This is a genomic window from Eisenbergiella massiliensis, assembly GCF_003435485.1.
Genome location: NZ_QVLV01000028.1, coordinates 35,768 through 47,819 on the forward strand (window position 1 = coordinate 35,768; position 12,052 = coordinate 47,819).

Here is a 12,052-nt window from a genome sequence, read left to right on the forward strand (position 1 = left end):
CGGTTTCAGCGGCAAATACTACATCTAATCCGAAACTTTTTCAAAAAAATTATAGCACATCTTTTTGAATAGGGTGTGTCAAGTTGCCGGAATGTTTCTTTGCCGCTTTGCTGGCGGCGTTCCTCCGTTCTTCGCTGTATGGGGCGGTCAGACGGAAAGAGAAACGCCCCTTTACAATCTCAAACTCCATGCAACCCGTTTCGGGGTCTGCGTCGGTCTGGCGGCACTGGTCGGGGTACTGTCCGGAGTAGGCGGCAAGCCGCTTCTTTAAGTCGGTGTTGTGTGTGCGGATATGGATAAGGGGGTCTTTCTCGTCAAACCATATATCGGTGGTCTTTTCCTGCTTCGTAAGCCCTGTTCTCATAAACTCTCCTTTCTGCGCCCCTGTTACGCAATAGGGGCATTTTTCGGGTGTTTTTCCCGGCTCTTGACTTGGGGAAAATGAGGATTTTCAAATAGAAACCGCCCGGACAGGGAGTGTATCGTCGGGGCGGCTGTTATCGCAGGATTTCTGTTTTTTCCGGCTCTTGACCGTCAAACATAGATTAGCTCAAACTTGGCGATTTCCTCCGCTTGCGCCCTGCAAGCGTTCATCAGTCCCACCCATTTCATGGGGTCGGTAGCTTTGAGTGCTTCGGTAGCTCCCGCGCTCCTTGCAAGCTGCGGCATGATAAGGTCAATCCGGCTCCGGGCGGCTTCGTCAATCTCGGCGCAATGCTCATGCAGCTTCTCATTTGCGACAAGGGCGGTGTAGAGGTCGGGGCGGTACTGTTCAAGGTAGGCTTTCCGCAACCGCCCGTAATGCCCGATATACGGGCGCGGGGCGGCGGGGGTGTTGCCATTGTCAATGAGTATTCTCATGCTATGCGCTCTCCTTTCTCGGTGGAAGCAGCGGGTAATTCAAGAGCTTCCTGCTGTTCTTTCTCCCGTTCCTGTTGCTCTTTCCATTGTCTGCGCTTCTTCTCCATATAGCGGCGGTTATACTCGGCTTTCTTCGCCCTGCGTCGTTCCTGTTCCGCTAATGCTGCCTTTTCTTCCTCTGTTAGTTCAATTTCTTTGCGCGGGATTTCTACCTTGCCGATAAAGTTAAAGAAAATCTCGACTTCCTGTGTACGGCTTGCGCCTTTGCCCTCGGCTTGATGAACAAGGATTTTTTCAACAAACTCATTTATCATTGCGGGGGTGAGTTCGGAAAAATCCGTATATTTTTTGACAAGGGCAAGAAACTTCTCGGCATTGACGGTTTCCCTGCTTATGCGGTCAAGCTCCTGCTGGTCTTGTGTGATACTATCGGTCAAGCCCTCTAACTCGGCTTCAAAATCATGCAACATTTGTTCAAAGAGCTTGTCAGAAAGTCTGCCGTTTACATTGTCCTCATAGAGCTTGCGGATTAAGCGGCTCAATTCGTCGGCTCGTTTCTCGCTGCGCTGTTTTCTCTGCCGGATTGCCTTTGCCGCTTTCACCTGCCGCTCGCTGGAAGCAGAGCAGACCTGCTCCATAAATGCCGCTTCATTGTTCAGCGCGTAGTCGCATACTTCCTTGATAGCTTCAAGCAGAAGCTCATTTACAACGGCTGTGCGGATAAGGTGCGTCGTGCAGTATCTATTATAGTGCTGGTTGCCTAAATCATAACGGGAACAGTTGTACTCGTCGCGTTCTGGACGCTTCCTGCCGTTGGGTCGCCCCGCCCAGTCCCGCGCCAGTCCAGCCCCGCCCCTGTGGTTATACATCTTAGCCCCGCAATCCGCGCAAAACATCAAGCCCGTTAAAGGATTTGCCGCGCCTATGGTGTCCGTCCGGCGTATCGTTTTCCGCAAGCTCTGGACGCGCTCCCATGTTTCCTTGTCAATAATAGCTTCCTGCGTATTTTCAAAAATGACTAAATCCTCTTTGGGTGTCATTCTGGAGCGTTTGTCTTTGTAGCTTTCTTTATAGGTGCGGAAGTTTACTGTATGCCCCATATACTCCGGCTTGGATAGAATATCGGCAACTGTGCCGCCACGCCATGTGTACCGTTCAGCGGGGTTAAAATTAGACTGATGTTTCCCCACGCCGCGCTGTGCAAGATAATAGGACGGTCTTTCAACCTTTTCCAAAGCAAGGATACGGGCAATTTCATACGGGCCTTTGCTCTCCAACGCCATGCGGTAAATCCGGCGTACTACCTCGGCGGCTTCCTCGTCGATAATCCAGTGGTCTTTGTCATTAGGGTCTTTCTTATAGCCATAAATACAATGGCTGTTTGTATGCTTGCCGGACATTCCTCTTGCGTGGAGAACGCTTGTTATTTTTCGGCTGCTATCACGCACATACCATTCGTTCATAATATTCAAAAACGGGGCAAACTCGCTGCTTTCGCGCTTGTCGCTGTCAACTCCGTTTGCTATGGCAATAAAACGGACGCCCCGCTCCTTGAACATGACTTCTGTGTAAAATCCCACTTGCAGATAATCTCTGCCGACACGACTTAAATCCTTTACCAGTACATAGCCGATTTCGCCGCTTTCAATTCCCGCAATCATGCGTTTCCAGTTCGGACGCTCGAAGTTTGCCCCAGACCAGCCGTCATCGGTAAAGTGGACGCAATTCGTAAAGCCATGTTCCCTTGCATAATCTTCAAGCAGTTTCTTTTGATTGATTATGCTGTTGCTGTCGCCTGTGAGGTCGTCGTCGCGGCTCAACCGCTCATATAATGCGGTTATCTTGCCTTTATCAGTTTTCCTTGCTTTCATTATGATTTCTCCTTTCTATGGGCGATTTCTTATCCCCCTTTCATAGCATATAACTTCCGTGTAGGATTTTGGCGGTGCTGTGAAATGTTCGGTGACGGCGGCAGTTACCTTGTCAAAGGTCTGTCCCTCGGTGATCTCCGGCAGTTCACGCGCAGGCTCCGGGGCGGTGTCGTCGGCGTCTGCTTTGAACGACGCCTTAAAGCGGCGGTCAAGCTCTTTCCAGCCGGGGGTCAGGATGGTCTTTCCCTTGGCGGTAAAGGTGTTCCCGGCACAGGTGAATGTGGCGGTGACAGCTTCATACACATGGGGCGCGGCCACGGCGCACAGCAGCTTGCAGCACACAAGGGACAGCAGTTTCTTTTCCCCCTCGGCCAGCCCGTCAAAGCCTTTCTGCACAAATTCCATCGTCGGGACAATGGCGTGGTGGTCGCTCACCTTTTTGCTGTTCAGCACCCGGCCAAACTGCGGAGAGAGGTCAAGCCCCGCCGCAAAGGGAAGCAGCGGCCACAGGCCGGATACAAGGCTTTCCGCCGTTGGCAGCATATCATCGGTCAAATACTGGCTGTCGGTGCGGGGATAGGTCAGCAGCTTCTTTTCGTAAAGCTGCTGGGCATAGTCAAGGGTCTGCTTGGCGGTAAATCCAAACAGGCGATTTGCCTCCCGCTGCAAGGTGGTGAGGTCATAGAGGCGGGGCGGCTGCTCCGTCTTTTTCTCCCGTGTTACCGACACACAAACGGCCTGCGCCGTTTCACAGGCGGCTTTCAGGGTCTTGGCGTCGTCTGCGTTTCCTATGCGTTCACTGGCCGCCTCCATGCCGCCCGCCGCGATCTGGACGATGTGGTATTTCTCTTTCTGAAAGCTGCTGATCTTGGCCTCCCGGTCAACCAGCATTTTGAGGGTCGGCGTCTGGACACGGCCCACGGTCAGGGTCTTGTGGTAGAGGATGGAGAACAGCCGGGTGGCGTTGATCCCCACCAGCCAATCCGCCTGCGCCCGGCAAAGGGCCGACTGATACAGGTTGTCATAGTCGGCCCCCGGTTTCAGATGGGCAAAGCCGTCTTGAATGGCCGCGTCCTCCATGCTGGAAATCCAAAGGCGCTGAAACGGTTTCTTGCAGCCCGCCATCTGGTAGACGAAACGGAAAATCAATTCCCCCTCGCGCCCGGCGTCGGTGGCGCACACAAGGCCGGTGACATCGGGGCGCTCCATCAAAGAACGCAGGGTGTCAAACTGCTTTTTCTTATCATCGGGAATGATGTATTGCCATTCCTGCGGCAGAATCGGCAGGTCGTCATAGCGCCATTTTTTGAAACGCTCGTCATAAGTCCCGGCGTCGGCAAGGGAAACAAGGTGGCCGATACACCAGCTCACCAGATAGCCGTTCCCCTCCATGTAGCCGTCCTGTTTCTTGTCCGCGCCGATCACACCCGCAATGCTGCGGGCTACGCTTGGTTTCTCTGCAATTACTAACTGATAGCTCATACTTTGTCCTCCTTATTTCCATCTTCACTTGTCATGTCCTCGTCCGGCTCCGGGGCTTCGTCCTCGTCGTCCTCGTCCTCTCCAAAGTCATACTCGGCCAGATCGTCATTGCCTGTGGTGTCGGCTTTTTCCTTTTTGAATTTCAGGAAGTAGAGGGCTGCGCCGCCGCCCAGCAGCACCACCACAAAGAACACCACAAGGCCGCCCATGCCGCTTGGCTTTTCCTCCTGCGGCTTTTCTTCCTCCGGCTGGGGCTTCGGCTCCGGCCCGTTGCAGGCGGTCAGGTTGTTTTTACAGACCGGGCAGGCCGTATTGACGGCCCCGGCTTGACATTTGGCCGTACAGTTGCAGACCTCCGGCTCTTTTTTCCCGTCCTCCAACAAGGCTTGCAGGTCGGCGTCGTCCACTTGGTTGAGGAAATGCACCGCCGTTTCCTTGTCCTCGTTGGCTCGGTCGATCAGGATATAAAAATAATTCCCGGCCTTGGTGGTAACGGTGATAAGCTGCTTATCCCCGAAAAAATCATCCACCAGCGTAGCGTTGCCCTGCGGGGTGACAGGTACGCCCTCCGGCTCCATGCCGCCGGTGGTAGGTTCTTCGGTTTCCTCCGGCACCTCTGCGGGGGCCTCGGTGATTTCCGGCAGCGGCACCGGGTCAGGGTCAGCGCCCCCGGCGTAGGCGGTAACGGTCGTGGTCGCCATGCAAAGCGCAGCGGCCACAGCCAGCGTCAAGGTGCGGAACAGTTTAGATTTCTTCATGGGCGCTGTCCTCCTGTTCAAAGTCCGGGATCGGGGCCGGGGCCGCCTGCAACGCGCCGCCGCGCACAAAGGCGGCGAACTCCTGCGGGGTCATGTTGAGGCCGCGCACAAGCTGGACGATCTGCAAGTTTTCCTGTTCGGTCTTGGCCGCTTCCAGCTCCCGAAGCTGCTTTTGCAGCTCCGCGATCTTGCCCTTGGTTTTCTCAATATCCTTTTCAATGCGTTCCAATTTGTTCATTGCCATAGTGATTTGCTCCTTTCTGGCGTTTAAGGCAAACGCCCGTAACAATAAAAATGCTGCTGCCAGTAGCTTGAATTGAGGTTCGTGTAGGAAATGGGGTCGCCGCAGTGCAGCATGACCGAATTTCCCACATACAGCCCCACATGGGACATTCCGGCAGTGTCGTAAGTGCCGACGAAAAATACAAGGTCGCCGGGCTTGGCCTGCTCCGGGGAAACGGGGGTGCAGATGTTGTAAAGCCCCTGCGCCGTCTGGCGTCCCACATTCCAGCCAGAATGATTGATAACCCAGCTAATGAAGCCGGAACAATCAAAGCTGGTGCTTGGGGAGCTGCCGCCCCACACATAGGGATAGCCCACATACTTTTCCGCCTCGGCAATCATGGCGGCAAAGGCTTCGTCCTTTAGCGCCTCCGGGGGGATTTCATAGTAGGTCGGCTCTTTTGGGGTGGAGGCGTGGGGATAGCTGCCGTTAGGGAACAGGTCTGGCCGGTTGCCCAAAGTCTGCATATAGGCAGCATAAAAGCCCATCTGTTCTTCGGTGAGAATGTAGATGGGCAGGTGGGATAAATCAAAGTTTTCCAGCTTCACATTGCAGATATAGTAGGTGTAGGGAACTTCCACGGTGTAGGTGTTTCCCTCGCTGTCCGTCCTCGTTTCGGTGCGGTAGCGGGTTTCCGTTTCGATGGTCTGGGTCAGGATGTACTGCTTTTCAAAGAGCATGGCAAGGTCGCCCTGTACCTCTCCCAAAGTGAACACGCCGTTATGCAGCGCGGAGAGGATGGAGGTCAGCACATAGGGGTCATGCTTGATCTCGTCCAGATCGAAACGGTATTCGTCATAGCCGGGGTGCAGGCTTTCGTAGTTGTCAAGTTCGTGCTGCAAGTCTGCTTCCAGCGCGACATAGGCGGCTTCGGCTCCCAGCATATCGCTGTCCTCGGAGAGATAGGAGGTGGCGGCAAGGCCCGTCCCGGTGCTGCCAAACATGGCGGTGCAGGATTGCAGGCCGCCCATCACCAGCAGGAGCATAAGGCCCACGCCGCCGACGATCAGCGCCCCTTTCCAGTGCCGGGCGGCAAAGGACGCGGCCTGTCTGCTTTTCTCTGCGGCTTTCTTTGCTGCGGAAGCCGTGGTCTTGGCGGTGCTTGCCGCCCCCTGTGCGGTCTGGCTCGCCGCCCTTGCTGCCTTGGCATATTCCCGCTTGATGTGCTGTTTCTGCCAGAAGCGGGAAACGGGATTCTTGGCCGCCTGTGCCAGCTCCGGGTTGTCCCGCAGGGATTTTTGATACGCAAACTCGGCGTTGGCGGCGATGGACTTTCGCTCGGCCTTGGCTGCGGCCCGGTAGGGTTTGAGTTTATGGCGATGGACGCCGCTGCGGATCATGCGGCCCGCCTGCCGTTCCGCCAGTTCCTCCCCCTTGTGGCCGCCCTCCACGCCCACATTTTCGTGTTCTACCTCATGGATTTTTCCGTGGAGGTAAAGCCCGGCTTCCTGTATGGGGCGGCTGGCCGGGTTTGGTTTGAGCTGGGGAGGGGATTTCTCCACCTTGTCAAAATACAGCTTGCTTTTGGCCTTGCCCTTGGCCTCATCATAGACGGTTTCCTTGGTAACGACGCGCTTTTTCGGCAGGGCTTCTTTGGCCGCTTCCAGCTTATCCGCCCGTTTTTCTGCCTTTCTGATATACGGGGCCAGCTCCGGGGAGGCCCGTTCCTCGGCGGTAAACTGCAACCGGGAAACGGGGCCGGTGGCCTGCGCCACGGTTTTTCCGGCGTCCTTGGCCGCTTTCTTTGCCTTATGGCGGTCGTGCAGCTCGCCCGCCCGTTCCAGTATTTTTTCCGCCGCGCCCTCCGGCTGGGCGGTGTATTCCTGCTCGGCCTCCCGGCTGGACACATTGATGCTTTCGCCGGTGGTCTGGTTATCCAGCGTCAGGCCGTCGCGGGTCATGTGCTGCGTTACCTTGTCGCGGGGTTTTAAGGGTTCCATGACTTCACCTCCTTGTGCCTCATACCGTCGCCCCCTCGCCTAACCGGGTCGTCATGATCTGGTAGAGCTGGGTGTTTTTCGGGATGGGGTTCTTAAAGGGCAGGATCACATTTTCGTAAATGAGAAGTCCCTCGCCGGGTTCGGAATTGTCCACATACCGTAATTGCTGGGGCGAAATGTTCAGCCGTTCCGCAAGGATTTTGCGGTCGCCGCTGGCCTGATTGAGCAGGCAGATAAAGTCGCTGTTTTCCAAAATGTTCTCAATTTCCGGGGAGGAAAGCAGGTCTTTTACATTCTGCGTCGCACCTGTGGGAATCCCGCCCCACTTACGAAAACGCTTCCAAATCTCACAGGAAAAGGCCGCCGTCTGTTCCTCACGCAAAAGCAGGTGGAACTCATCACAGAAATACCATGTCGCCTTGCCCTTGCTGCGGTTTTGGGTGACGCGCCCCCAAATCTGGTCTTGGACAATGAGCATACCGATTTTCTTTAGCTGCTTGCCCAGCTCCTTGATGTCAAAGGCCACAATGCGGTTTTTGATGTCGATGTTGGTTCTGTGGTTGAACACATTTAAGCTGCCGGACACATATAGGTCAAGGGCCTGCGCCACCCGGTCGGCCTCCGGGATATGCTGGTCTAACAGGGCTTTGTGCAGGTCTGCAAGGATGGGCATATTTTCCGGCTTGGGGTCTGCCAGATAAGGCCGGTAGATCACCTGTACCGCCCGGTCGATCACCGTCTTTTCAATGGCTTCCAGCCCGTTCTTGCCGCCCATGACAAGCTCACAGAACGACAGAACAAAGTCGGATTTCAAGGCCAGCGGGTTTTCATCCTCGGAGTAGTTCAGGTTGATGTCCAGCGGGTTCACATAGTTTTTGCTGGTAGGCGACAGCTTCACCACCTGCCCATGCAGCCGCTTCACAAGGGGGTAATACTCGGCCTCTGGATCACAAATATACACATCGTCCGGGGTGCAGAGGAATACGCTCACAATCTCTGATTTACAGCTCATACTTTTGCCGCTTCCCGGTGTCCCCAGCTTTAGCCCGTTGGGACACCTCGCCCGTTTGCGGTCGAGCATAATCATGTTGCCGGTCTTGGCGTTGATCCCGTAATACATGGCGTCGCCGCCCTGAAAAAGCTCCTGCGTCACAAAAGGGACGAACACGGCCACGCTGGAAGTCGTCAGGGAGCGTTCAATCTGGATGTGGCTGGCCCCCAGCGGCAGGCTGCTCATAAGCCCCTGTTCCTGCTGGTAGTCCAGCCGCACAAGGGAGCAGTTGTACTTCTGGGCAATCCCGGCAGCCCAGAACACATCGTTTTCCAGCTTTTGCCGGGTGTCTGCGGTGTTCAGCACCAAAAAGGTAAGCTGGAACATCCTTTCATTCCGGCTCTGCAAAGTCTTTAGCAGCTCCTTAGCGTCCTGCCCGTAGGTGGCAAGGTCGCTGGGAAGTATATCCATGTCATAACCGCTGCGGACAGCCCGTTTCTGTTCCTGAATCTTCATGGCGTCAAGGTCGGTGATCTTGCGCTTGACCGTCTTAATGGCGTCGCTCTGGTCGATGGCCTGCACATGGAGGTTCACCACAATACCGTTTTCCGTGTTGAGAAAATCGGCCAGCATTTCATCCGACAGCTCCGGGGAGAGGATTTGCAGAAAGCTCACCGCCCCGTATTTGCCACCCAGCCCGAACATCCGGGCATTGCCGAAGCGGAACGAGGACGGGGCGATAAAGTCCTTGGTAGAAAGCCCCGACGGGGCAAGCCACTTCCATTCAAAGGAGAACGGTTCCCCGTCCGGGTGGAAAATGCTGTGCATGACTTCCAGCCGCTGCTTGGCGTCCAGTCCCCACGCGGAGGCCCCCATGCTCTTGAAATAGCCCAAAAGGTCGGTTTCGATCCGGCGAAGTCTGGCGCGGGCCATTTTCAGGCTGTCCGCCTCGATGGTATAGGTCATAAATTTCCGCTTCATCAGGCCGTTGTTCCCGTTCACAAGCTGGTCTTGCAAAATGTCGGAATACTCGCTGCGGATGTCGTCAAAGTCGTCCCCCTGCGCCCGGATTTCAAAGCTCTTGGCGTACTGCTTGGGGTCGATTTTGCGGTTGATAAAGGAAAACTGCACATGAATGGAAGCGTCCAGATAGTTGTAGAGGTCGCACAGGTTTTCAAAGATGGCGGTCTTGGTGTCCGCCTGCGCCAGTTGGTAGCTGATGTCCGTAAACTCAATGCACTTGGAAAAGGTGCGGGGCGTCACCCGGCATACGCCGTCCTGATACATGGCCTCATAGGGAATACTGGCCTGTGCCGAATGGGGCTTGCCGTCGCCCTTATACTTTCGGATGACGGCCTGAATCTCTTTCTTTTCGGCGCGGGTGAGCTTGACCGGCGCTTTTGCGCTCGTTTCGTTCTTTTGCTTTTTGGACAATGGCGTTGACCTCCTTTTCCATTTGGGATTGCCGCACAAGGGCGGTATAAGCGTTGTTGGTCTGGTAGGGGCGTTCCTTGGGCTGGATGAAGCAGCACTCGGCGATCTGGCGCACCACCACTTCAAGGGGCTGGCCGTGTTTTTCGTAAAGCGCCAGCAGAAAGCCCGGCAGCATGGCGAACACCATAATGAGCGCCGCCGCGCTGGTCGGGACGCGGCCCCGGATCAAAAAGAAAAGCGGGACGCCAATAAGCAGCGCACCGCCAAAACAAATGAGCTGGCGTTTCGTCAGCCCGAATACTACCTTGGATTTGACCTTGGTTAAATCCTTGGGGACAGTTACATAAGCCATAAAAAGTCACCTCGTTTCTGGTACGGACAGGGAAAAATCGCTGTCCACTTCATTGCCCCACGCATCCCAGCCGGGGATTTTCTGTCTGGCAAACAGTTCTGCGCGGGGCAGGTCGCCCGCAAGGGCTATGATTTTCTCACGGGTAATGTCTGGTTTCTTGCTGTGTTCCTCCACCGGGGAAATGATAAACTGATGGACGCTTTTGGAGTAACGCTTGGGATGGCCCCGCTTGGCAAGCAGGCATATTTCCGCGTTTCCTCTCGTCCAATAGCCCAGTCCGTAAAACCATGTGGGGCTTTTGCGGTTCAATTTCAGCCAGACAAAGGCCACGGTCTTAAAGGTGAAGCCCCACGCCTTAATCAGACGCAGCGCCTCCGGGAGCTGTGGGAAAGTTGCCCACAAAAACAAGAGGCAGTCTTTTTCCGCCAGCGTTTCCACCGGCAGGGCGCACAGCTCGTCAATGCTCATGGTAGGATAGTGCTTTTCTGCTGCACCCTGTACTGCTTTCTGTTCATATCGCCACGGCGGGTCGGCGTAAAGGATGTTGTAGGTTTTCTTTTGTGTTTCTTCGATGGTTGGTATTCCTCCTGTCTGTCAATGTGCGGTAAATACGGCTTTCGATATGCTGCCGGTCTTGAACAGACAGAAGCAAAGCAAAACGGTATAGCCCATACAGCCCCAGATCGCGCCGGATATGTCGTCGGCCGTTCCGATCTGCTGGATCAGCACCGCATAAATCCCGACAACCACCATGATTAAAAAGGCTTGGAAGCCCAGCGCAAGCAGGGATTTCAAGTAGTTCTGGCCCATGCCGCGCCACTCTGCATTGCCCAGCGTGGCAAGGGGGATCGGCCCCAATGCGGTCACGGCGTAAATTTCAATCATTCTTCCATAGGTCACAAGGAAAATGCAGATGGAAAGAATGTTCATCGTCAGCCCCACAACAAGGGTCTGGAACCACAGGCCCAGCAGCGGCCCAATGTCCATTGCTTCAAGGCGGCTTTCCAGATCAGGGAGCAGCGTGTCAAAATCAATGCTGGTATCTCCGATAATCACCCCGGCGCTCTGGTTGACGACTTGCTGGGTGGCGTCAAACACGCCCATGACGATATTCCATGTGTTCGTCACAATGAGAATGGCAAAGGCGCTTTTGAAAATCCAGCGGAAGAACATGGAGCTGTCGAAGTCGTGCATATTGTTCTTTTCCACGATCATGTCGATCAGCTCATAGCACATCACAAGGGCAAGAATGGCCGCCGCAATGGGGACAATCACCGTTTCGGACAGGTTTTGCAGCATGGAGAAAATGCCGCCGTTCCAGTCCTGCGGGGTACTTCCCACATCCGACGCGATTTCCCCGACTTTGGTATTGACCGTGTTAAACAGGCCGGACAGGTTGCCCATGATACCGTCGATCAGGATTCCTTTGATCCATTCCCCGATTAAATCACCGATCATGTGGGGACACCTCCTTTCCCGCGCCCTCCCAGATCAGAGAGGGCGCGGAGGGTTTTCTAACACACATGGGGTTATCCCAGCAGCCCGGACAGCAGCGGAACAAGGGTCATGCCGATGAGGGCAACGCCGCCTCCGGCGACAAGTTGCTTGATTCCCTGTGATTTGCTCGCCGGGTTGTCCGCCCCGTATCCCTCCAAAAGATTGACGCCGCCCCATACGCAAAGCGCTCCGCCGAGGCCCACAACGATGGTCTGCAAAGTATCAACTGCACTATTGAAAAATTCCATAAATTTACCTCCATAAATTCAGATTGTGATGGTGTTTGGGTGCAAAAAAAGCCGCCGTACATAGCGGCAGCCTCACAATCCGCAGACGGCCCGGAGTTACTGGCCGTCCCGCCATTCCAGCACAGCCAGCGAAAAAATCTCGCCCCATGCTTCACACAGTCTGCGGTCTATTTCCCTTGCAAGTTCTTCGGCTTCCCCGTCCGTGGGCGGGGTATCATGTTCTGCGATCCACTGGCATAGAACCGCAGCGGAAATGATCGCCCGGTAGATTTCCTGCTCATACTTGAAATAATCCGCAAATGTCCATTCGTCCGAGTGCCCCATCGGTCACGCTC

Annotated in this window: 12 protein-coding genes and 1 pseudogene; all 13 read right to left on the reverse strand. The window is 55.0% G+C overall.

What is annotated here, in order from left to right; genetic code table 11:
* Nucleotides 1-49 precede the first annotated feature (49 nt).
* The 13 genes and pseudogenes from DXC51_RS25335 to DXC51_RS25395 all read right to left on the reverse strand — a co-directional run bounded on the left by DXC51_RS25335 (nt 50) and on the right by DXC51_RS25395 (nt 12,041).
* A complete protein-coding gene (locus tag DXC51_RS25335; RefSeq protein ID WP_055061395.1) occupies nt 50-364 on the reverse strand; it encodes a hypothetical protein in 315 nt (104 codons plus the stop codon).
* 170 nt (nt 365-534) lie between these two features.
* Entirely contained in the window at nt 535-861 is a 327-nt protein-coding gene (locus tag DXC51_RS25340) for a TnpV protein (protein ID WP_055185910.1), read from the reverse strand.
* Nucleotides 858-2,732: a recombinase family protein gene (locus DXC51_RS25345; protein WP_117545666.1), complete on the reverse strand. Its 1,875-nt coding sequence runs from the start codon at nt 2,730-2,732 to the stop codon at nt 858-860. The genes DXC51_RS25340 and DXC51_RS25345 overlap by 4 nt, the downstream gene beginning before the upstream one ends.
* Nucleotides 2,733-2,786: 54 nt before the next feature.
* Nucleotides 2,787-4,214 (reverse strand): annotated as a pseudogene (locus tag DXC51_RS25350) (DNA topoisomerase); the annotation flags it as partial.
* Nucleotides 4,211-4,972 (reverse strand): DUF4366 domain-containing protein, encoded by a 762-nt coding sequence (locus DXC51_RS25355; protein ID WP_117545667.1) that lies wholly within the window; start codon nt 4,970-4,972, stop codon nt 4,211-4,213. The gene DXC51_RS25355 and the pseudogene DXC51_RS25350, both read right to left, overlap by 4 nt.
* Nucleotides 4,959-5,216 carry a DUF4315 family protein gene (locus DXC51_RS25360; protein ID WP_003509287.1) on the reverse strand — a complete coding sequence of 86 codons (258 nt, stop codon included), beginning with the start codon at nt 5,214-5,216 and terminating at the stop codon, nt 4,959-4,961. Before DXC51_RS25360 ends, DXC51_RS25355 begins: the two co-directional genes overlap by 14 nt.
* Nucleotides 5,217-5,239: 23 nt before the next feature.
* Nucleotides 5,240-7,195: a C40 family peptidase gene (locus tag DXC51_RS25365; RefSeq protein WP_117545668.1), complete on the reverse strand. Its 1,956-nt coding sequence runs from the start codon at nt 7,193-7,195 to the stop codon at nt 5,240-5,242.
* A 19-nt stretch (nt 7,196-7,214) separates the two neighbouring features.
* Entirely contained in the window at nt 7,215-9,620 is a 2,406-nt protein-coding gene (locus DXC51_RS25370; protein ID WP_117545669.1) for a VirB4-like conjugal transfer ATPase, CD1110 family, read from the reverse strand.
* A complete protein-coding gene (locus DXC51_RS25375; protein ID WP_081337284.1) occupies nt 9,523-9,972 on the reverse strand; it encodes a PrgI family protein in 450 nt (149 codons plus the stop codon). The genes DXC51_RS25370 and DXC51_RS25375 overlap by 98 nt, the downstream gene beginning before the upstream one ends.
* A 6-nt stretch (nt 9,973-9,978) precedes the next feature.
* Nucleotides 9,979-10,545 carry an MT-A70 family methyltransferase gene (locus DXC51_RS25380; protein ID WP_081337283.1) on the reverse strand — a complete coding sequence of 189 codons (567 nt, stop codon included), beginning with the start codon at nt 10,543-10,545 and terminating at the stop codon, nt 9,979-9,981.
* Nucleotides 10,546-10,566: 21 nt separating this feature from the next.
* On the reverse strand, nt 10,567-11,430 hold the full coding sequence (locus DXC51_RS25385) for a VirB6/TrbL-like conjugal transfer protein, CD1112 family (RefSeq protein ID WP_005946756.1): 864 nt from the start codon (nt 11,428-11,430) through the stop codon (nt 10,567-10,569).
* Nucleotides 11,431-11,501: 71 nt separating this feature from the next.
* Nucleotides 11,502-11,717: a Maff2 family mobile element protein gene (locus DXC51_RS25390; protein WP_002566673.1), complete on the reverse strand. Its 216-nt coding sequence runs from the start codon at nt 11,715-11,717 to the stop codon at nt 11,502-11,504.
* A gap of 96 nt (nt 11,718-11,813) precedes the next feature.
* Entirely contained in the window at nt 11,814-12,041 is a 228-nt protein-coding gene (locus tag DXC51_RS25395; RefSeq protein WP_069423972.1) for an antitoxin, read from the reverse strand.
* Nucleotides 12,042-12,052 lie beyond the last annotated feature (11 nt).